Source organism: Pseudomonas sp. JV414 (genome assembly GCF_032424305.1).
GTDB classification, from domain to species: domain Bacteria; phylum Pseudomonadota; class Gammaproteobacteria; order Pseudomonadales; family Pseudomonadaceae; genus Aquipseudomonas; species Aquipseudomonas lini.
Window position 1 is genome coordinate 284,271 of record NZ_VYKC01000021.1, and the last position, 19,752, is coordinate 304,022.

General features: G+C 60.2%; 23 protein-coding genes. 14 read left to right on the plus strand and 9 right to left on the minus strand.

All coding sequences use genetic code 11. The annotated features are described in order from the left end of the window. The first annotated feature begins 55 nt into the window (after window positions 1-55). From F6R97_RS23355 to F6R97_RS23370, 4 genes are all read left to right on the plus strand, one after another. The gene (locus F6R97_RS23355) at window positions 56-718 is read left to right on the plus strand and encodes a class I SAM-dependent methyltransferase (protein WP_315867152.1); all 663 of its coding nucleotides are present in this window, start codon (window positions 56-58) and stop codon (window positions 716-718) included. A gap of 124 nt (window positions 719-842) precedes the next feature. Next, complete coding sequence (gene rnd, locus F6R97_RS23360; protein ID WP_038979351.1) at window positions 843-1,976, plus strand: ribonuclease D; 1,134 nt, start codon at window positions 843-845, stop codon at window positions 1,974-1,976. Next, window positions 1,973-2,266, plus strand: coding sequence for a YcgL domain-containing protein (locus tag F6R97_RS23365; RefSeq protein ID WP_038979352.1), 294 nt, complete (start codon window positions 1,973-1,975; stop codon window positions 2,264-2,266). Before rnd ends, F6R97_RS23365 begins: the two co-directional genes overlap by 4 nt. A gap of 120 nt (window positions 2,267-2,386) precedes the next feature. Beyond that, window positions 2,387-3,319: a D-2-hydroxyacid dehydrogenase gene (locus tag F6R97_RS23370; protein WP_038979353.1), complete on the plus strand. Its 933-nt coding sequence runs from the start codon at window positions 2,387-2,389 to the stop codon at window positions 3,317-3,319. A gap of 87 nt (window positions 3,320-3,406) precedes the next feature. Here F6R97_RS23370 and F6R97_RS23375 read toward each other — a convergent pair whose 3' ends face one another. Continuing rightward, complete coding sequence (locus F6R97_RS23375) at window positions 3,407-4,000, minus strand: nitroreductase family protein (protein ID WP_038979354.1); 594 nt, start codon at window positions 3,998-4,000, stop codon at window positions 3,407-3,409. A 165-nt stretch (window positions 4,001-4,165) separates the two neighbouring features. On the opposite strand from F6R97_RS23375, the gene F6R97_RS23380 reads away from it, so the two are divergent. Together F6R97_RS23380 and F6R97_RS23385 are read left to right on the plus strand one after the other, a co-directional pair. Beyond that, entirely contained in the window at window positions 4,166-4,615 is a 450-nt protein-coding gene (locus F6R97_RS23380; protein ID WP_038979355.1) for a YcgN family cysteine cluster protein, read from the plus strand. Window positions 4,616-4,717: 102 nt separating this feature from the next. Then, window positions 4,718-5,947, plus strand: a complete 1,230-nt coding sequence (locus F6R97_RS23385; protein WP_315867153.1) for a hypothetical protein — start codon at window positions 4,718-4,720, stop codon at window positions 5,945-5,947. A gap of 96 nt (window positions 5,948-6,043) precedes the next feature. Here F6R97_RS23385 and F6R97_RS23390 read toward each other — a convergent pair whose 3' ends face one another. The 4 genes from F6R97_RS23390 to F6R97_RS23405 form a co-directional block, all read right to left on the minus strand. After that, entirely contained in the window at window positions 6,044-6,421 is a 378-nt protein-coding gene (locus F6R97_RS23390) for a DUF2892 domain-containing protein (RefSeq protein WP_038979357.1), read from the minus strand. 92 nt (window positions 6,422-6,513) lie between these two features. Then, a complete protein-coding gene (locus tag F6R97_RS23395) occupies window positions 6,514-6,984 on the minus strand; it encodes an RNA methyltransferase (RefSeq protein WP_032830521.1) in 471 nt (156 codons plus the stop codon). 207 nt (window positions 6,985-7,191) lie between these two features. Next, entirely contained in the window at window positions 7,192-7,563 is a 372-nt protein-coding gene (locus F6R97_RS23400; protein WP_007898702.1) for a YajD family HNH nuclease, read from the minus strand. 47 nt (window positions 7,564-7,610) lie between these two features. Continuing rightward, window positions 7,611-8,297 carry a spermidine synthase gene (locus tag F6R97_RS23405; protein WP_007898703.1) on the minus strand — a complete coding sequence of 229 codons (687 nt, stop codon included), beginning with the start codon at window positions 8,295-8,297 and terminating at the stop codon, window positions 7,611-7,613. Between the two features lie 96 nt (window positions 8,298-8,393). Here F6R97_RS23405 and F6R97_RS23410 point away from each other — a divergent pair, with 96 nt between their 5' ends. Next, a complete protein-coding gene (locus tag F6R97_RS23410; protein WP_048394080.1) occupies window positions 8,394-8,684 on the plus strand; it encodes a hypothetical protein in 291 nt (96 codons plus the stop codon). Between the two features lie 3 nt (window positions 8,685-8,687). On the opposite strand, the gene F6R97_RS23415 is transcribed toward F6R97_RS23410, so the two are convergent. Both F6R97_RS23415 and F6R97_RS23420 read right to left on the minus strand, forming a co-directional pair. Beyond that, on the minus strand, window positions 8,688-9,161 hold the full coding sequence (locus F6R97_RS23415) for a cyclic nucleotide-binding domain-containing protein (RefSeq protein WP_038979360.1): 474 nt from the start codon (window positions 9,159-9,161) through the stop codon (window positions 8,688-8,690). A 197-nt stretch (window positions 9,162-9,358) separates the two neighbouring features. Continuing rightward, window positions 9,359-11,413, minus strand: coding sequence for a S9 family peptidase (locus tag F6R97_RS23420; RefSeq protein WP_315867154.1), 2,055 nt, complete (start codon window positions 11,411-11,413; stop codon window positions 9,359-9,361). A gap of 216 nt (window positions 11,414-11,629) precedes the next feature. Here F6R97_RS23420 and F6R97_RS23430 point away from each other — a divergent pair, with 216 nt between their 5' ends. Genes F6R97_RS23430 through F6R97_RS23440 form a run of 3 tightly spaced genes read left to right on the plus strand, consistent with a single transcriptional unit; the run spans window position 11,630 to window position 13,493 of the window. Continuing rightward, window positions 11,630-12,127 (plus strand): hypothetical protein, encoded by a 498-nt coding sequence (locus tag F6R97_RS23430; RefSeq protein ID WP_038979362.1) that lies wholly within the window; start codon window positions 11,630-11,632, stop codon window positions 12,125-12,127. Between the two features lie 32 nt (window positions 12,128-12,159). Continuing rightward, the gene (locus F6R97_RS23435; protein WP_007898710.1) at window positions 12,160-12,936 is read left to right on the plus strand and encodes a class II glutamine amidotransferase; all 777 of its coding nucleotides are present in this window, start codon (window positions 12,160-12,162) and stop codon (window positions 12,934-12,936) included. A 14-nt stretch (window positions 12,937-12,950) separates the two neighbouring features. Next, a complete protein-coding gene (locus F6R97_RS23440) occupies window positions 12,951-13,493 on the plus strand; it encodes a DUF2937 family protein (protein ID WP_038979363.1) in 543 nt (180 codons plus the stop codon). Between the two features lie 120 nt (window positions 13,494-13,613). Here the strand turns inward: F6R97_RS23440 and F6R97_RS23445 are convergent, their stop codons facing one another. Then, window positions 13,614-14,540: a LysR family transcriptional regulator gene (locus tag F6R97_RS23445; protein WP_315867155.1), complete on the minus strand. Its 927-nt coding sequence runs from the start codon at window positions 14,538-14,540 to the stop codon at window positions 13,614-13,616. A 173-nt stretch (window positions 14,541-14,713) separates the two neighbouring features. Between F6R97_RS23445 and F6R97_RS23450 the strand changes: the two genes are divergently transcribed. The 4 genes from F6R97_RS23450 (at window position 14,714) to F6R97_RS23465 (ending at window position 18,452) form a co-directional block, all read left to right on the plus strand. Continuing rightward, window positions 14,714-15,997, plus strand: a complete 1,284-nt coding sequence (locus tag F6R97_RS23450) for an MFS transporter (RefSeq protein ID WP_038979365.1) — start codon at window positions 14,714-14,716, stop codon at window positions 15,995-15,997. A gap of 78 nt (window positions 15,998-16,075) precedes the next feature. Next, the gene (locus tag F6R97_RS23455; RefSeq protein WP_315867156.1) at window positions 16,076-16,828 is read left to right on the plus strand and encodes a 5-oxoprolinase subunit PxpA; all 753 of its coding nucleotides are present in this window, start codon (window positions 16,076-16,078) and stop codon (window positions 16,826-16,828) included. After that, a complete protein-coding gene (pxpB, locus tag F6R97_RS23460) occupies window positions 16,825-17,529 on the plus strand; it encodes a 5-oxoprolinase subunit PxpB (RefSeq protein ID WP_315867157.1) in 705 nt (234 codons plus the stop codon). Before F6R97_RS23455 ends, pxpB begins: the two co-directional genes overlap by 4 nt. Then, a complete protein-coding gene (locus F6R97_RS23465; protein ID WP_315867158.1) occupies window positions 17,526-18,452 on the plus strand; it encodes a biotin-dependent carboxyltransferase family protein in 927 nt (308 codons plus the stop codon). The genes pxpB and F6R97_RS23465 overlap by 4 nt, the downstream gene beginning before the upstream one ends. A gap of 116 nt (window positions 18,453-18,568) precedes the next feature. Here F6R97_RS23465 and F6R97_RS23470 read toward each other — a convergent pair whose 3' ends face one another. Beyond that, window positions 18,569-19,747, minus strand: a complete 1,179-nt coding sequence (locus F6R97_RS23470) for a vWA domain-containing protein (protein ID WP_050683334.1) — start codon at window positions 19,745-19,747, stop codon at window positions 18,569-18,571. Window positions 19,748-19,752 lie beyond the last annotated feature (5 nt).

Below are 19,752 nucleotides of genomic sequence, written 5' to 3' on the forward strand. Positions count from 1 at the left end.
CACGCGCCAGTGGTTAACCTGCCGCCAGTCGATATTCCAACAAGAGCCATTGCACATGTCCGCGTTGCCCCCATCCGCCATCGAACTTGAGTTCGCCCGGCGCTACGATCAGGAACACGCCCGCGTCTGCCTGCAGTCGCGACCGCGTGGCCTGGCGGGGCGTTTGACGTTCTGGCGCAACGAGCAACTGGTGCGTAACGCGCTTCAGGTCGCTGGCGAGCCGGGATTGATTCTTGATGTAGCCTGCGGTGTCGGGCGCTTCTGGTCGATACTGGCCGAGCATGCGAATCGGGTGATTCTTGCGACCGATCCGTCTCAGGACATGCTCGATCACGCCCGCACCCACCATCCGCAGCACCTGCTGGAGCGGATCAAGACCTTTCAGAGTTCAGCCTTCACCATCGGTTTGTCGGCGAACGCGGTTGATTGCATTTTTTGCATGCAACTGTTTCAACACATCGCCAGTCCTGAGCATCGGTTGGCCATGCTGGGCGAGTTCCATCGGGTCAGTCGCGACACGGTGATCGTGGCGGTGCGGGCTGATGCGCATTTCAAGCTGCACCGATCGGCTGTGGAAGGCGCACAGGCCCGGCCACAGGCGAGCAAGGCCGAGCTTGAGGCCGAGTTCAGGCAAGCGGGTTTCCACTTGCTCAGCCATCAGGACTTCCTGCCGGGTTGTGCGCGGATGCGCGTCTACGTGCTGCGTAAGGGAGGCTAGTCTCCCTTCTGTCAGACTATTCTTGCGGTCCAGCAGGTATTTTCGCTAAAGCTCTTGTTCAGTGGATGCGCGGAAATCGCCGGGGGCGATATATACTGCGCGCCATTCTTCAAGGGAGAGCCGTGTGGCCATCGATATTCTCTGGATTCGCGACAACGATAGCCTCGGTCAGTTTTGCGCCGAGTGGCAGCAGTTGCCATTCGTTGCCCTCGACACCGAATTCATGCGGGTCGACACCTTTTACCCGATCGCAGGCCTGCTGCAGATCGGCGATGGCGTACGCGCTTACCTGATTGACCCACTGACCATCGACAATTGGCAGCCGTTGGCCGCGTTGCTGGAAAATCCGGCCGTGGTCAAGGTCGTGCATGCGTGCAGCGAAGACCTCGAAGTATTACTGCGCCTGACCGGCAGCTTGCCGGCGCCGCTGTTCGACACCCAACTGGCCGCCGCTTACCTGAACCTCGGTTTTTCCATGGGCTATTCGCGGCTGGTGCAGGAAGTGCTCGGCATCGACCTGCCCAAGGGCGAAACCCGTTCCGACTGGCTGCAACGTCCACTGTCCGACACTCAGATCAGCTACGCCGCCGAAGATGCCTTGCACCTGGCGGAAGTTTTCGTACAGCTGCGTCCGAAGCTTTCGGACGACAAATACGCCTGGGTCCTGGAAGACGGTGCCGAGCTGGTGGCCAATCTGCGTCGCGAGGTCGACCCGTATGAGGTCTATCGCGACGCCAAACTCGCCTGGAAGCTGTCCCGCGCCCAACTTGCCGTGTTGCGTGAACTTTGCGCCTGGCGTGAAACGGAGGCCCGTGCCCGTGATCTGCCGCGCAACCGCATCGTCCGTGAACATTCCCTGTGGCCATTGGCGCGCACGCAACCGGACAACCTTGGCGCGCTGGCGAAAATCGAAGACATGCACCCGCGTACCGTGCGTCAGGACGGCGAATTTCTGCTTGATCTGATCAAGCGCTCTGGCAGTGTGTCGCCTGATCAATGGCCGCCAGCAGTGCCGGAGCCGTTGCCGGTGGACGCCGCCGCGCTGGTCAAACAGCTGCGCGCCATCGGCCAGGCCGAAGCCGAGCGGCTGAACATCGCGCCAGAACTGATGCTGCGCAAGAAAACCCTGGAAGCGCTGCTCAAGAGCGGCTTCCCCAATGGTCCTTACCAATTGCCTGATTCGCTGCGTGGCTGGCGCCGCGAATTGATGGGCCAAGCGCTGCTCGACAGCCTGGCCACCGCCGGAGAACAGCCTTGAAACGTATTTGCTCCATCTACCAAAGCTCCAAGCGCAGCGGCATGTACCTTTATGTGCTCAAAAGCGATGCGCTTGAACGTGTGCCGGAAGCGCTGATGCTGGCCTTCGGCAAGCCGAAACATTCCTTCAATCTGGTGCTGTCGCCCGAGCGCAAACTGGCCAGTGAAGACATCGTCGTCGTGCTGGAAAACCTCGAGAAGCAGGGCTATCACCTGCAAATGCCGCCGGCCGAAGACGAATACATCGAGCATCTGCCGGAAGAATTGCTGCGCCGCAACGACCCGATGTAATCGGCAGACAGGCTCTGTTCAGAGCCTTTATGAAACACTGGAATGATTTTGGCGATGGCCAGGGCGATGGAGTGATACTCCGTCGGCGGCCGTCTGCACTGTTTTTGAAAGGTTTGAACCATGCGCGTTCTGATTGCTGAACACGACCACCCTGTGTATGCCCAACTGTTGCGTCAGGCAGCGCCTGATCTGGAAGTACTGACCAGCGGCGACTCCGCCGAACTGGCCCGTCAGGCCGCCGAGTGCCAGGTCTGGCTCGGTCAGCCGGACCTGCTGGCGACGCTGTTGCGTCAGGGCCACGAACCACAATGGCTGCAATCGACCTGGGCGGGTATCACGCCGTTGCTGGCCGACGGTTTGCCTCGGCACTATCGTCTGACCCGGGCGGTGGGGATTTTCGGTCAGGTCATGGCCGAATACGTACTGACTTACATGCTCGGCCACGAGCGCGAAGTACTGCCGCGGCTGGTCAGCCAGGTCGAGCGCAAATGGGACAATCGCCAGGGTCAAAGCCTGGCCGGACGCAAGGTGTTGATCGTTGGCACCGGCGACATCGGTCAGGCGGTGGCACAGTTTCTGCTGCCGTTTGGCGTCGAGTTGTATGGCATCGCCAGCACCGCCCGGGAGCAGGCGCCGTTTATCGAAGTCGGTGCGCTGAGTGATTTGCCGCGACTGGTTGGCGAAGTGGATTACGTGATCAATCTGCTGCCGAACACCCCGAATACTCATGACCTGTACGACGCCGCACTGTTCAAACAGTTTAAGCCGACCGGGTTGTTCATCAACGTCGGGCGCGGCGTCGCGGTGGTCGATGCGGATCTGGTGGAAGCCTTGAAGGAAGGGCATCTGGCTGGGGCCGTGATCGACGTCTGCCGTCAGGAGCCGTTGCCGCAACGCCATCCGTTCTGGACCGCGTGGGGCCTGTTGCTGACCGGCCACAGTTCGGCACCGACTTCGCCACCGATGATGGTGAAGTTGTTCGTCGAAAACCTGCGGGCGTATCAGGCGGGCGAAGCGTTGCGTGGGGAAGTGGATTTCTCGCGCGGGTATTGAGGCGCAGCTGAAAAGATCGCAGCCTTCGGCAGCTCCAGGGTTTTGTGAACACCTGTAGGAGCAGCCGAAGGCTGCGATCTTTTGCTTTTAGAGGGTGAAATCACCTTCCGCCGCCAACTCGCTCAGCGGGCGACGCGGGCTTGGCTCTTCGCGAGCTTGCAGGTAGTCGGCCAGCGTCGCCTTGTCGCCCAGCTTGCCGATCGCCACCGCCGCGTGCAGCGCATAGCCCTCAGGAATATTCAGCTCTTTGCGGGTCAGTTCCTGATCGAAACCAGCCATGCCGTGAGTGTGCCAGCCACTGATGCTCGCTTGCAGCGCCAGGTGGCCCCAGGCCGAACCGGTGTCGAAAGTGTGGGATTGCGCCGGTGTTTCTTCGGTGGCGCCAGGTATCGCAAAAGTGGTTTTCGAAATCACGATCACCAGCGCCGAAGCGTGCTGCGCCCAGCTGCGGTTGAACTCGTTCAACAGGCCCAGATAACGCTCCCAGTTCGGCGTGTCGCGACGCGCATAGAGAAACCGCCAAGGCTGCGAGTTGTACGCCGATGGTGCCCAGCGTGCGGCTTCGAAGAAGCTCAGCAGTGTTTCTTCGGCAATGGTTTCGCCGGTGAAGGCACGGGGCGACCAGCGATCGGTGAACTGAGGGTGAATGGCGTAGTCGGCAACGCGTGGGTTAGCACTCATCAAGAGATTCCTTGCTACGTTTGAAAGTGAGGGGCGACGCAAAACCCTACTTGGCGGCGTGATAACTGACAAGCTCGTTCTACCGGCAGTCGCCAATGCTTGGCCCGCCGGTGCCTTGGCACTAGACTGGCGGCCTTTTCACCACCTGATGTTGATGCTTGAGCCATGGCCGCCAAAGTCGAACCGTTCTGGATACGCAAAACCCTCGATCAACTCGATCAAGAGGAATGGGAATCGCTGTGCGACGGCTGTGGCCTGTGCTGCCTGCAAAAGCTCGAGGACGAAGACGATAACTCCGTCTACTACACGCGTATCGCCTGCAAACTGCTGGACCTCAAAACCTGTCAGTGCACTGATTACCCCAACCGCCGCGACTTTGTGCCCGATTGCATCCAGCTCACGCCGGGCAAGGCCGATGAGTTCAAATGGCTGCCGCCGACCTGCGGTTATCGATTGGTCAGCGAAGGCAAGGATTTGCCGCTCTGGCATCACCTGGTGTGCGGTGATCGCGAGGCGGTGCATCACGAACGCATTTCCCAGTCCGGGCGCATGCTCGCCGAGGGCAGCGTGGCCGAAGACGATTGGGAAGACCATCTGATTTTTCGCGCGGGTTGACTCCCATTGCTTTGTGGCGAGGGAGCTTGCTCGCGCTTGAGTGCGTAGCACTCAAAAAAAATCGGCAGCGATTACAAGAATTTGGGGCCGCTAGGAGTGTGTATGGCTGTGGGAGTGCGCCAGGCGTTAGCCTTTGGACTTTTGGCCCTGAGTTTGCCTGTGTGGGCGGCGAAGAAAGTCGATCTGGATTATCACGTGCGCCTGTTGCCGCAAAGCGATCAGGCCGAAGTGCGCCTGACCCTGGCCCAAGGTTCGGCGGTGCGCAGTCTGGATTTCGACTTGGGTGATGGCAGTCATTACAGTGATTTCAAGGCCGATGGCCAATGGCAGCTCACACCGGGTAAACAGGCTCGTGGAGTTTGGCGTCCAACCGCCGACAAGGCCAGCCTGACCTACCGCGTGCGCATCAGCCATGGGCGCAAGAGCGGCCGCTTCGACACCCGCATGACGCCGAACTGGGCGCTGATGCGTGGCGATGACTTGGTGCCTGCGGCCAAACTCGATCAGCAGGACGGCATCGAACTGGTTTCACGCCTTGAATTCGAATTACCCACCGGTTGGAAAAGCGTCGAAACCGCCTGGCCGCGGATCGGCAAGAACAAATTCCGGATCGATAACGTCTCGCGCCTGTTCGACCGTCCCACTGGCTGGATGCTCGCTGGCCACCTCGGCAGCCGTCGCACGCGACTGGGGGAAACCGAAGTCACCGTGGCCTCGCCGCAGGGGCAGGGCATGCGCCGCATGGATGTGCTGACGCTGCTGACTTTTGTCTGGCCGCAAGTGCAGGCAGTTTTTCCGCGTCATCCCAGCAAGTTGCTGATTGTCGGCGCCAACGACCCAATGTGGCGCGGCAACTCGGCCGCGCATGAATCGATTTACCTGAACGCGCGTCTGCCGCTGGTCAGCGAAAGCGGCAGCAGTGCCTTGGTGCGTGAATTGGCTCAAGTGTTCGGGCGTGTCAATGACAGCCAGCGTAGCGACTGGATCAGCGAAGGGTTTGCCGAGTATTACGCCATCGAACTGGTGCGCCGCGCAGGCGGCATGAGTGATGAGCGGTATGAAAGCCTACACAGCAAGTTGGTCAAGGACAGCCAGAAGGTCAGCACGTTGCGCGGTGAGCAGATCAACCCGGCGCAGGTGGCCAAAGCAGTGGTGTTGCTACAGGAACTGGATCGCGAGATTCGCCTGAAAACCCGCAACAAGCGTTCGCTCGATGATGTGCTGCGTGGGGCGATGCATTTGGAAAGTGTGGATACCAGGGCATTCGTTCAGCTCGCGGAAAGCGTAATTGGCGAGTCTTCCAAGGTGCTTGATACCGGGTTGTTGCAATAAGAAATCAAAGGATCGCAGCCTTCGGCAGCTCCTACAGGTGGTACACCATCCCAATGTAGGAGCTGCCGAAGGCTGCGATCTTTTGATCTAAAAGGGTTAAACCCCAGCCTTCGGCGAGTTCAACGAATCATTACCCGTCACGGTCGCCGTGCTGGTCGCCGCTTCGGCATTGGCTTTCATGCGGCTCAGCTCATCCCCGGCGCGCTCGATTCGCGCGCGTGCGTTTTCCATGTCCTGACGGTTCTTTTCCAACAGTCTTTTCGCCGAGCAATGCCCAGTGATTCCCCGGGCCAGGGCCATGCCACCGATGGCTATTTCAATCAATCCGAACACGCCGCCGCGTCGCAGGCCCTTGCTCAGCATGACCACGCCACCCGCCAGGGAGCCGGCGCGTTCCCAACCATGAACGTTCTGTTCGGAAGGGCTCTGGAACGGGGTGGTTTCGATACGTTCTACAGGGTTGAACTCGCGCATGATCTGTCTCCAGGCAGGGAAGGATTGCTTCAGCAATAGATATTTAGCTGACTGCCTGGGCGAGCGGCTTGTTCCATCGAATATGTAGCAATTCAGCGGAATTTCGGACCCGAGCGGGTGTTGTTGCCCTTGGCCATGCGGTCGTACAGCACAACATTGACGGTGGCCGCCAGGTTCATGCAGCCGGTGGTCGGGATGTAGACCACGTCTTCGCACCAGTCGCGGATTTCTTTATCCAGCGAGCCGTCTTCGGGGCCGAAGATATAGAGGGCGCGATCCGGGTGCGTGTATTCCGGCAGCGAGCGGGCACCGTCGACCAGTTCAACGGCGACCGGGACACAGCCCAGAGGCAGGATTTTTTTCAGGTCGTCGATGCCGATCAGCGGAATGTCGTAGTGGACCCTCTTGGTGTCGGTGACGAAATCGGCGGCGCGTTCATAACGCTTGCCGGTGTAAAACACCGACGCCACGCCATAGCAGCCGGCGGCGCGCATCACCGAACCGACGTTCTCCGGTGATTTGGGGTTATACAAACCAATGCAGCTGTACCGTTTGTCTGCCACGAGCGGGGTGCCTTCGGGGAAAAAACGGCGATTATACGGGGATTGGGGGAGGGGTGTTCAGTTTGAGATTGGTGGTGCCCGGACAAATGCTATCGCGGGCAAGCCCGCTCCCACAGGGGCCGCGGTGTACACAACATCTGTGCTCACCGCCAATCACTGTGGGAGCGGGCTTGCCCGCGATGGGGCCGGTGCAGGCGCTGAAGAGCTTCAGTCTTCTTTCTTCATCAACCCCGCCAACGCCGCAAACGGGTTGTGCGTCGCCTTGGCAATCTTCGGCGTACTCAGCGAGCCTTCGTCGAAATACTGCTGATCGGTATAACGCGAGTGTTCGTTGTCGTGGCAATACAGGCACAACAGCTCCCAGTTCGAGCCATCCTGAGGGTTGTTGTCGTGGTTGTGGTCGCGGTGGTGCACGGTCAGTTCACTCAGGCGCTTACCGGAGAACTCACGGGCGCAACGGCCGCACACGTGCGGATACATTTTCAGGGCTTTGTCGCGGTAACCCATTTCCTTGTCGCGCTGGTTGTCGGCAAGGATGCGGTCCAGTTTCGAAGTATTGGTCGGGGTGGACGAACTCATGGGTTCACCTTTGTAAAAGACTAATGACGGTATGACGTGAGTTTAGCTCAGCCCTTGAGCTTTTCGGCAATCCAGATGGTGTGGCGGGTGCCCTTGTTGCCATGGGCGAAGACTTGCACTTCCTCGGCCTTGAAACCGGCTTTTTTCAGCTTGTCGGAAAACTGCCGGTCGGCGCTGGCCGACCACACCGCCAGCACGCCTTTTGGCCGCAGGGCCTTGGCGCAGGCGCTCAGGCCACCGGCGGAGTAGAGCCAGCTGTTGGCCTTCTGGGTCAGGCCTTCGGGGCCGTTGTCGACGTCGAGCATGATCGCATCGAAACCTTGCGGCTCGGCTTGCAGCACCTTAGCCACGTCTTCCATCCGGATCACGGTGCGTGGGTCGAGCAGCGGATTGCCGGCTTTCTCGCCCAGCGGCCCGCGATTCCACTCCACCACGCCGGGTACCAATTCAGCGACCACCACTTCAGCCGTTTTGCCCAAATGCTTGAGCGCCGAGGCGAGGGTGAAGCCCATGCCCAGGCCACCGATCAATACCCGCGAATTCGGCCGGCCGGCGACCTTGCGGCAGGGGATTTCGGCCAGGGCATCTTCGGAGCCGTGCATGCGGGTGTTCATCAACTGCCCGCCATCGCCGCCCTGAATCTTGATGACGAAGTCCTCGCCGTATTCGAACAGGCACAGGGCACCGCCGTTTTCAGGAATAGGGGTGGTGTCGAGCAGAACGAAACGTTTCATGGGGCTCTCTTGAGGAGAAATTGACAGATGGAGGAAGGCAAACACGCGCAGTTGGGAGTAGCCTGCAAAAAGACCACAAGGCCAACGGAGCCATTGATGAAGCGCACCATTCTAACGGTCATTGCCTTGGCCGCGCTCTCGATAACTGCAGTGCAGGCCCAAGAGCTGCAAACCATCCCCACCAGCCCCGCGCCGATGCCCGGTTCACCCGGCACCGCCACTCCGACGCCGTATCCGCAGATCACCCCGACCAGCGTGCCCAAGGCCGGCTCCGGCAGTGGCGGGCCACCGCTGTTGCCGCCGATCGAAATGCCCAATCCACCCAAGGGCCAGACCTTGCCGGGGCTTGAACCGAGCACGACGAAAATCAAAACGCCGGGCGGTTAGTGTCTAAATCTGCTGCGAGAGCAGTTGGCCATCAGCCATGCGTAAGCGTTTGGAGAGGGAGACGGCGAGGGCGCGGATGATCTTGGCGGCGATTTTCGGCGCATCGTTGAGCATCTTTTCCAGAGAGTCCTTGCCCAGGTTGAGCAACTGGCAATTGCTCGCGGCCACACAACTGGCTGAACGCCGTTCACCGTCGAGCACGGCCATTTCGCCGAACGCCCGACCGCTGCGCAAGGTAGCCATGGTTACCCGTTGCCCGTCGCTGTTGGTCTTCTGCACCGCGACCTGGCCGGTGTGGATGATGCACATGAAACTGCCGGCATCGCCCTCATGGAAAATCTCTTCGCCTTCGGCAATAGTGCTGATGCTGAAGTAACCTGAAGCCGCCACGAAGTCTGCCGGCAACAGTTGATCGAACAGGCCGCAGTCCATCAGCCAGTCGCGAATTTCGTTGTTCAGTAAGGTCGGTTCTGACATGTCGTCACGGTCTTTTTCTTGTGTCTGTGTCTGTTCCAGGCACCGTCCCCTTGTAGGAGCGAGGCTTGCCCGCGAAGGCGGTATGACAGGCAACATTGATGTTGGATGTTATGGCCTCTTCGCGGGCAAGCCTCGCTCCTACAGGGGGACGGTGCCTGGCGTACGGGTGTTAAGACCGGTACGCCGGGCCAAGTTCCTCAGGCGATGCCCAAAACCTTGAAAACAAATGCGTATTCGAGGGCTACGTCACGTAATCCTTGATAACGACCGCTCATCCCGCCATGCCCGGCACCCAGTTCAGTCTTGAGCAGCAGCGGATTGGTATCGGTTTTGGTCGCGCGTAATTTCGCCACCCACTTGGCCGCTTCCCAGTACTGCACGCGACTGTCGTTGTAGCCGGCGATCACCAGCGTCGCCGGATAGGCTTGCGCGGTGACGTTTTCGTAAGGGGCGTAGGCCTTGATCCGATCATAGACATCCGGCTCTTGCGGGTTGCCCCACTCGTCGTATTCCGTGACGGTCAGCGGCAGTTCCGGGTCGAGCATGGTGTTGAGCACGTCGACGAACGGCACTTCGGCAATCGCCGCAGCGAACAGCTCTGGCCGTTGATTGAGTACCGCGCCGATCAGCAAACCACCGGCGCTGCCACCGCTGATTGCCAGCTGCGATGGGGTGGTAAAGCCGTTGGCGATCAGGTGTTCGGCGCACGCGATGAAGTCGCTGAAGGTGTTGTGCTTGTGTTCCTGCTTGCCAGCGCGATACCAGGCTTCGCCCAGCTCACCGCCACCGCGTACATGGGCGATGGCAAACGCCATGCCGCGATCCAGCAGGCTCAGGCGCGCGTGGGAGAACCACGGGTCGAGGCTTTCGCCGTAGGCGCCGTAGCCGTACAGATACAGCGGCGTCGGCTTACCGAGGAATTCGCGTTTGACCACAAGGCTGATCGGCACTTGCGTACCGTCCGGGGCGGTTGCCCAAAGCCGCTGGCTGACGTACGCATCGGCGTCGAACGGGCCGAGCACCGGGGTTTCCTTGAGGACTTGCTGCTCGCCGGTGGTCAGAATCAGTTGGCGGATCTGCGCCGGACGGTTCAAGGCTTCATAGCGCAGACGGATCCGGTCGCTGACAAATTCCAGGCTGTTCTGCACGTGCAGGCTGTAGGCCGCGTCCGGCAATTGCACGCGATACGGCACTAAATCCCGTGGGCGGACTTCGATGATCGGCAGGCCACCTTCACGCAGGCTCAGGGTCATGGCCTCGGCGTTCAGACTCATGCCTTCGAGCATCACTGTGTCGCTGTGGGGAATCAGGTTCTGCCAGTCGGCTTCGATCGGCGCGATGCCGGTATCGGCGGCCTGGTACAGGGCGAAGTTGATGCCGTCGCGGTTGGTGCGGATCAGCCACGTCCACTCGCCATCGAGTTTGCCGTGGTCGACATCGTACTCATGATCTTCGACTCTCGGCGCCAGGCAGGTAAAGGCCTGATGCGGCAGCGAGGCGTCGAGCACCCAGACTTCGCTGGTGGTCTTGCTGCCCAGCGACAACAGCAGTTGCCGTTCGGAGCTTGAGCGGTAGCAATGCAGGAAGAATCGGCCGTCTGGCTCGTGGAACACTTCTTCGGCCGCGGTGCCGTCCAGCCGATAGCGGAACAGTTTGTGCGGGCGATGGGTGTCGTCGAGTTCGCCGAAGAACAGCGTCAGGCTGTCGTTGGCCCAGGTCATGCTGCCGTCGCAGTCCTGGAATTCCAGTTCGCTGACGCGGCCGCTGGATAATTCCTTCACGAACAGCGTGTAAATCTCTTCGCCGCTGGAGTCGATGCTGTAGGCCAGACGCTGGTGGTCCGGGCTGATGCTGAACGCGCCCAGGGAAAAGAAGCCACCTTTGGCCAGCACATTCGGATCAAGCAGCAGCAGTTCCTGGCTTTCGTCGATCTGCAGGCTGCCATCGGCTGGACGCGGGCAGCGGTAGTGACGGGCGTATTCGTCGCCAGCCGTGGTGCGCGTGTAATACAGGTACGGGCCCCAAGGCGAGGGCAGCGACAGGTCGGTTTCGAGAATCCGTCCCTTGATCTCCTCGAACAGGGTTTCGCGCAGCCCGGCCTGATCGGCGGTTTGTTCCTCTTGATAGCGGTTTTCAGCTTTCAGGTAATCGAGCACCGCGTCGGTGTCGCGCTCCTGCAGCCAGGCATACGGGTCGGAACCGTCGGCCTTGTGGGCAATCGGAGCGCTGGTGACGTTGGCGGATAGGGGCATGAATGGCTCTCGAACAATGTACGGAATAGGGGCTTCGCAACCTGTGGGAGCGGGCTTGCTCGCGAAGGCGGTGTGTCAGGCAACATCAATGTCTAGTGATACTCCCTCTTCGCGAGCAAGCCCGCTCCCACATGGAATGCGCTTAACTCGCTGGTATTGGGACAAGCCTGACGTGCGAAAAGTCGTTACTATAAGCGCCTCTTTGCCTGCCTTGCCATGGACACCATGACCGAGAACGACTATCTGATCGCTTGGGGCCTCTACGCCTTTGCCGCTTTAGGCTGCCTGTTGGTGTGGATGCGCATCACCCGCTGGATGTGGCGTTGGCTGCGTGAGCCGCTGCGGCTGCTGGTGGCGGTGTTGCTGTTCAGCCCGACCATCATCGACCCGGTGAAAGAAAAGATCGCCCCGTCCATCGCCATTACTGCCCTCGACTTGCTGTTCAAGGTTGGCAACAACGCCTGGCGCGCGGTTTCCGATCTGTTCATGTACGGCATGATTGCCTTCGGCATTTATCTGGTGTTCGTGGCGATCCGTATTCCCATCGAGCGCGCCTCCAGCGCTCGCAAGGAGCAGGCGGCTGCCGCCAAGGCTGCGGCGCGGGCCGACGAGCCTGACGACGATCAGCCTTTCGGCGGTGCCGGCGATGATCGTTACGGTCGGCCACCGGTGCCGAGCAACCCTCAGCGTTCGCGGGTCGAACCGCGTCTGTAACCGTGCCCCTGTACTGAATCGAGAGTCCGAGCATGTGTGAGTTATTGGGCATGAGCGCCAATGTCCCGACCGATATCGTGTTCAGCTTCACCGGGCTGATGCAGCGCGGCGGCCGCACCGGGCCGCACCGTGACGGTTGGGGCATCGCTTTTTATGAAGGCCGTGGCCTGCGGCTGTTCCAGGACCCGGCGGCGAGCAGCGAGTCGGAAGTGGCGAATCTGGTGCAGCGCTACCCAATCAAAAGCGAAGTGGTGATCGGGCACATCCGCCAAGCCAACGTCGGCAAGGTCTGCCTGTCCAACACCCACCCGTTCGTGCGCGAGTTGTGGGGGCGCAACTGGTGTTTCGCCCACAACGGCCAGTTGGCCGATTTCAACCCGACCGCCAGTTTTTATCGCCCCGTTGGCGATACCGACAGTGAAGCGGCGTTTTGCGATTTGCTCAACCGGGTGCGCGCTGCGTTCCCCGAGCCAGTAGAGATCGAAGCACTGTTGCCAGACCTGGTGGCCGCCTGCGCCGAGTACCGTAGCAAAGGCGTATTCAACTGCTTGCTCAGCGACGGCGACTGGCTGTTCTGCTACTGCTCGAGCAAACTGGCGCAGATCACCCGCCGTGCACCGTTCGGCCCGGCGCGTTTGAAGGACGTCGATGTGATCGTCGACTTCCAGGCCGAAACCACACCCAACGACGTGGTCACGGTGATCGCCACCGAACCCTTGACCGAAAACGAAACCTGGACCCGCTACGAACCGGGCCAATGGAGCCTCTGGCGACGCGGTGAATGCGTCAGCCAGGGCAAGACCGAATAAGGATCTCTCCCCCCATGTTGCTCAGTTATCTACGGCTGGTGTTGTTCGCGGCGGGCCTGTTGATCGGTGTCCAGGTGCCTGGCTTCATCAGTGATTACGCGAAACGGATCGAAGCGCATCTGATCGAGGCACAGACCGGTTTGAGCGGTTTCCAGGGCACTGCCAATCAGTTTTTCAAGGGTGACATGCAGGCGCTCGTGGCCCATTACCGTGCCAGCGAAGACCCGATCTTTCGCAGCGATGCCGACAGCCTGAGCACCTTGCTCACCCGTCAATTGGCCCTCGACAAGCAATTCCAGGCCATGCAGGGCCCGTGGTACATCCGCGTCCTGCAAGTGGCCTTGGCCGCCGACCCGGATATTCGCAAGGAAACCTGGAACGGCTACAGCTACCAGATCCTGCTGACGCCGGAAGCGATGATCTGGGGCATGAGCGGCGCGTTGCTGCTGTCGTTCGGCATTGAATGCCTGTTCCGACTGATCGACTGGGTGGTGCTGGGCGGCAAGCGTCTGCGCCAGAGCCGGCCGATCGAGGATCGGGATGTGCGCGGTCTTTGAGTCGATGATCGTTCCCACGCTCTGCGTGGGAATGCCTTAACGGACGCTCCGCGTTCGGCTTTGGATGGGACGCGGAGCGTCCCGGGCTGCATTCCCACGCGGAGCGTGGGAACGATCATTCTAGCTAACCGAAGGTTTGCTCAAGACGATGTACTGCTCGCCCACTTTATGCGCATAGCGCTCCACGACCTGCTGACACAACGCCACAATTTCTTCGACCCACTCCACGCCAACCCGCCACGACACCACCACCTGCAAATTCGGCGGCCGCTGATCGATGGCCAGCAAGGTCAATTCCCCTCGCGCCAATTCTTCGGCCACCAGTACCGGCGGTAGTGCGCCAATGCCGAAGCCGTCCCTCAGCAATCGGGTAATCGCCGACACTGAATTCACACAGTTCAGCCGTGGCGCCATGACCCCGTTGGCCTGCATCAGGGCAAGTATCTCCTGGTGTGGCTGGGAGTTTTTCGAATAGGTGATGATCCGCTCCCGCGCCAGGTCGGCGACACTTGCATACTCGCGGTTGTAGATGGAATTGCTGGCCACGATCCAGCCCATCGGATGACTGGCCAGCTCCAGGCTACGCACGCTTTCCTGGCGCAGCAGGTCGGTTTGCAGGATCAGATCGAGAAAGCCTTTTTGCAGCTGGTCGCAGAGGTTGAGCGCGGTATCGGCCACCAGCTCGATTTCCACCAGCGGGTAGTGATCCATCATTTGCGCCACCAACGGGCTGAGCCAGGTGTGGATCACAGTGTCCATGACGCCGATCCGGACCCGCCCAACCTTGCTCGAACGCGTCTCGATCGACTGCTTGAGCGCCTGCATCGTGTCCATCATCTGCTCGGCGTATTCGAGCACTTTCAGGCCTTCGGGCGTCAGGCTCACACCGCGAGAATCGCGCAGGAACAGCTTCACCCCGAGCTCGCCTTCGAGCACGGCGATACGGCTGGAAATCGACGCCTGGGTGGTGAAGAGTTTGTCTGCCGTCAGGCGGAAACTCTTGAGTCGGGCGACCCAGACAAAGGTCTCGAGAAACTTCAGGTTCATGGGATCAGCTCTTGGGGCTTAGCCCGTCGGATAAGGTTTTCTTATGTCTAGGGCGGGTTTTTATTAGTTGGACGCCGCAGGGCCAGGCGTCCAAAAATCGACGCATCCGGTTCCCACGATAGGCGTCGTCGGGGCTCAGAACAATACCAATAAAATTTGCACGGAGACTTGCCATGAGTGCGCCCGACACCCTCGTTCCCAAAGCCACGGCTCGCCCGGGACCCTTCGATTGGTACCACAACATCAATAAGCAGGAACGTCGTACGTTCTGGAGCTGCAAGATCGGCTATGGCCTGGACGGCATGGACACCCAGATGCTCAGCTTCGTGGTGCCGACCCTGATTGCCATGTGGGGCATTACCACTGGCGAAGCCGGGCTGATTCACACCAGCACCTTGATCGCCTCGGCCATCGGTGGCTGGGTGGCGGGGATTCTCTCCGACCGCATCGGCCGGGTGCGCACCCTGCAACTGACTGTTTTGTGGTTCGCCTTCTTCACCTTTCTTTGCGGCTTCGCCCAGAACTACGAACAATTGCTGATTGCGCGCACATTGATGGGCTTCGGCTTCGGCGGCGAGTGGACGGCCGGCGCGGTGCTGATCGGCGAAGTGATCCGCGCCAAGGACCGTGGCAAAGCCGTCGGCATGGTGCAATCGGGCTGGGCGCTTGGGTGGGGAATGACGGCGATTCTGTACGCGCTGCTGTTTTCGGTACTGCCGCCGGAAGACGCCTGGCGTGCTCTTTTCCTCCTTGGCATCGTGCCGGCGATTTTCGTGATCTTCGTCCGTCGCTTGGTGAAAGACCCGGAAATCTACCGCGAAGCCAAAGCCAGGCAAGAGCCAGGCAACCCAGCCAAGTTCTACGAGATCTTCGCCCCGGGCATTCTTTTCACCACGATCCGCGCGTCGATCCTGACCACCGGCGCCCTTGGCGGTTATTACGCGATCACTTCCTGGTTGCCGACGTTTCTGAAAAACGAACGGGGCTTGAGCGTACTCGGCACCGGTGGCTATCTGGCCATGGTGATCGTCGGGTCCTACGTCGGATACGTGATCAGCGCGTATTTGACTGACATCCTCGGTCGTAAAAAGAACTTCATTCTGTTCGCGGTCGGCTCGTTCACCATTGTTCTGCTGTATACCCAATTGCCGGTCAGCAACGGCGTGATGTTGTGGCTGGGGTTCCCCTTGGGCTTCTTCGCTTCGGGGATCTTCAGCGGCATGGGTGCGTTTTTGACCGAGCTGTTTCCGACGCGGATTCGCGGTTCGGGCCAGGGTTTTTGCTACAACATCGGTCGGGCATTGGCGGCGTTGTTCCCGCTGTTCATCGGCTTGCTCAGCCAGAAGGTGCCACTGAGTGTGGGAATCGGCGCCTTCGCGGCGGTGTCCTACGGGGTAGTGATCCTGGCGGCCCTGAGCTTGCCGGAAACCCGTGGCAAGCAACTCGACGCTCAATAACCGGATGTCCGGTAACTGATAATCTGAGGGACATATGTCCTTCAGCTAAGAAGATAAAAGCCTACAGGAGTGTTCACCGTGAACCGCCTGCTATTGAACTGCGACATCGGCGAGAGTTTCGGTAACTGGACCATGGGTCTGGACGCCGAGGTCATGCCCTTCATTGATTGCGCCAACATCGCCTGCGGCTTCCATGCCGGCGACCCGAGCATCATGCGCAAGACCGTCAGCCTGGCCTTGAGCCACGGCGTGCAGATTGGTGCTCATCCGGCCTATCAGGATCTGGTGGGGTTCGGTCGTCGATCCATGGCTTACACCGCTCAGGAACTGCAGGACCTGTTGCATTACCAGATCGGAGCCCTCGATGGCATTTGCCGGGCTCAGGGCGGGCGGGTGAGTTACGTCAAACCCCACGGCGCGATGTACAACGACATGATGGCCAACCCGGCGCAATTGCGCGCAGTGATTCAGGCTGTGGCGGCCTACGACCGGACGCTGCCATTGATGCTGATGGCGACCCGCGATAACAGTGCTGCGCAGCAATTGGGCGATGAATATGGCGTGACGTTGTGGTTCGAAGCCTTCGCCGATCGCGCTTACGACAGCGCAGGCAGGCTGGTCTCGCGGCAACTGCCGGGAGCTGTGCATCACGATCCCGAGAAAATCATCGAACAGGCGCTGATCATTGCTCGCAGTGACAACCTCACCGCCAGCGATGGCAGCGCCTTGCACTTGCAGGCTAATACCTTGTGCGTACACGGCGACAACGCCAGTTCGGTGGCCGCCGTGCAGCGTATTCGCGAAGCCTTGAATCAGCAGAGTGCATCATGAAGCCACGGGTGGAAGTGGTGGCGCTGGATTGCCTGATGGTGCGTCTGTTCGATGAAATCAGCGAAGCCAATATGCCGTGGATGCTCGCCGCCAGCGAACGTCTGCGGGAGGCATTCGGCAACCATTTGATCGATCTGGTGCCGTCCTACACGACGTTGATGGTGCATTACGATTTGATGGCACTGAATCCGGCCCAGGCGCGGGAATTGATCGCTGAAGCCTTGATCGATCTGTCGCCCAACGCTCGGGCCAAGGGTAAATGCCATGTATTGCCGGTCTGGTACGACCTGAGTGTTGGTCCGGAACTGACCTTGCTGTCTCAGCGCAGCGGATTAACGGTGGAAGAGGTGATCCGCCGCCACAGCGGGCGCGAGTACCAGGTGTTCGCGTTGGGCTTCGCACCGGGGTTCGCTTTCATGGGATTGGTGGAGGAAATATTGGCTGCACCGCGTATGAACACTCCGCGCAAAAAAGTGGCTGCCGGCAGTGTCGGTATCGCCGAACGCCAGACGGCGGCTTATCCGGTGGTGTCCCCCGGCGGCTGGAACCTGATCGGCCGCACTCCGGCAAAATTGTTCGACCGCGAGCGCGACGGCTACAGCCTGATGCAACCGGGCGATACGGTGCGCTTCGAAGCGGTCAGCCATGCCGAGTTCATCAACCTGGGCGGTGATGACACACCGTTGGAGGCCCTGGCATGAGCCGACTGACGATTGAAGCAAGTACACCGCTGTGCCTGTTGCAGGATGCCGGGCGATTTGGCGTGCGGCATCTGGGCGTGACCCAGGGCGGGGCAGCGGATTGGCGATCGATGTCGTGGGCCAATTGGCTGCTGGGCAATGGGCTGGATGCATCGGTGATCGAAATCACCCTCGGCGGGTTTACAGTCGTTGCCCAGGAAGATTGCGTGCTGGCGTTGGCCGGGGCGGATCTGGGGGCGCAGGTGGATGGCGAGGCATTGGCACCGTGGCGCAGTTTCAGGCTGAACAAAGGTCAGCAATTGCAATTCACCCAGCCGCGGCTTGGCGCTCGGGCTTATTTGGCGGCCCCGGGCGGATTTGATGCGCCCAAGGTGTTGGGCAGTAGCGCAACGGTGGTCCGTGAGGAGCTCGGTGGGCTGGATGGCATGGGGCGGGCGTTGGCCAAAGATGCGCAGTTGAGCTATTCGGGAAGCTCGCTGTTACTGCTGCGGGAGTTGGCGCCCGAACACGTGCCGGACTTCAAACTCAATGCGCCGCTGGGCCTGGTGCTCGGTGCACAGATCGGCGAGTTTAGTGGACAGAGTCTGTTCGACGCGTTCAACAGCGTCTGGACCCTCGACAGCCGCGCCGATCGCATGGGCATTCGCCTGTTGGGAACGTCGTTGCAGTATCAGGGCCAGCCGATGATTTCCGAAGGCATACCGCTGGGCGCGGTCCAGGTGCCGCCGGACGGGCAGCCAATTGTGCTGCTCAATGATCGGCAGACCATAGGCGGTTATCCGCGACTGGGGGCGTTGACGCCGTTGGCATTGGCGCGATTGGCGCAGTGTTTGCCGGGAGTGAAGGTGCGGTTGAAGCCGGTGGTGCAGGACGTGGCGCATCGCGAACACGTCGAGTATTTGCGCCGGTTTTTAGGCCGCTAAAGCATCGCGGGCAAGCCCGCTCCCACAGGGTAGATGGTGCTCACAAAATGTGTGAACAACGCTAATCCTTGTGGGAGCGGGCTTGCCCGCGATGGCGTCAGTCCAGACAACAGAGATTACTTGGACAAAAACCGCATCCCTTCCTCCAACCCCCGCAACGTCAGCGGGAACATCTGGTCATCAATCAAATCCCGCACGATGTTAGTTGATGAGGTATAGCCCCAGGTGTCTTTCGGGTACGGGTTGATCCAGATGAGCTTCTTGTACTTTTCCTTGAAGCGTTGCATCCACACATAACCGGCTTCTTCGTTCCAGTGCTCGACGCTGCCACCGGCCTGGGTGATTTCATAGGGCGCCATGGCGGCGTCGCCGATGAAGATCACTTTGTAGTCGGCGCCGTACTTGTGCAGCAGGTCCTGGGTGGCGGTGCGCTCGGAGGTGCGGCGCATGTTGTTCTTCCACACCGATTCATAAATGAAGTTGTGGAAGTAGAAGTACTCCAGATGCTTGAACTCGGTCTTGCAGGCCGAGAACAGTTCTTCGCAGATCTTCACGTGGGCGTCCATCGAGCCGCCGATGTCGAACAGCAGCAGCAACTTGACGGTGTTGCGGCGCTCCGGACGCATCTGGATGTTCAGCAGCCCGGCATCGCGCGCGGTGTGGTCGATGGTGCCGTCGATGTCCAGTTCTTCCGCCGCACCCTGACGGGCGAATTTACGCAGGCGCCGCAGGGCGACCTTGATGTTGCGCGTGCCCAGTTCGATCGAATCGTCGAGGTTCTTGTACTCGCGCTGATCCCAGACTTTGACCGCTTTGCCTTGACGCTTACCGGCATCGCCGACCCGAATGCCTTCCGGGTTGAAGCCACCGGAGCCGAACGGGCTGGTGCCGCCGGTGCCGATCCACTTGTTGCCGCCGGCATGGCGTTCTTTCTGTTCTTCCAGGCGCTTCTTGAACTCTTCGATCAGCTTGTCCAGGCCGCCGAGGGACTGGATCGCGGCCCGCTCTTCATCGGTCAGGGAACGCTCGAATTCCTTGCGCAGCCAGTCTTCCGGAATCAACGCCTGGAGGTGATCGTCGAGCTTTTCCAGGCCGTTGAAGTAGGCACCGAACGCCCGGTCGAACTTGTCGAAATGCTTTTCGTCCTTCACCAGAATCGCCCGTGACAAGTAATAGAACTCGTCCATGTCGGCGAAGGTCACGCGCTGTTTCAGAGCGTTGATCAGGTCCAGCAACTCACGTACCGAGACCGGCACCTTGGCTGCACGCATTTCATTGAACAGGTTGAGCAGCATGGCTA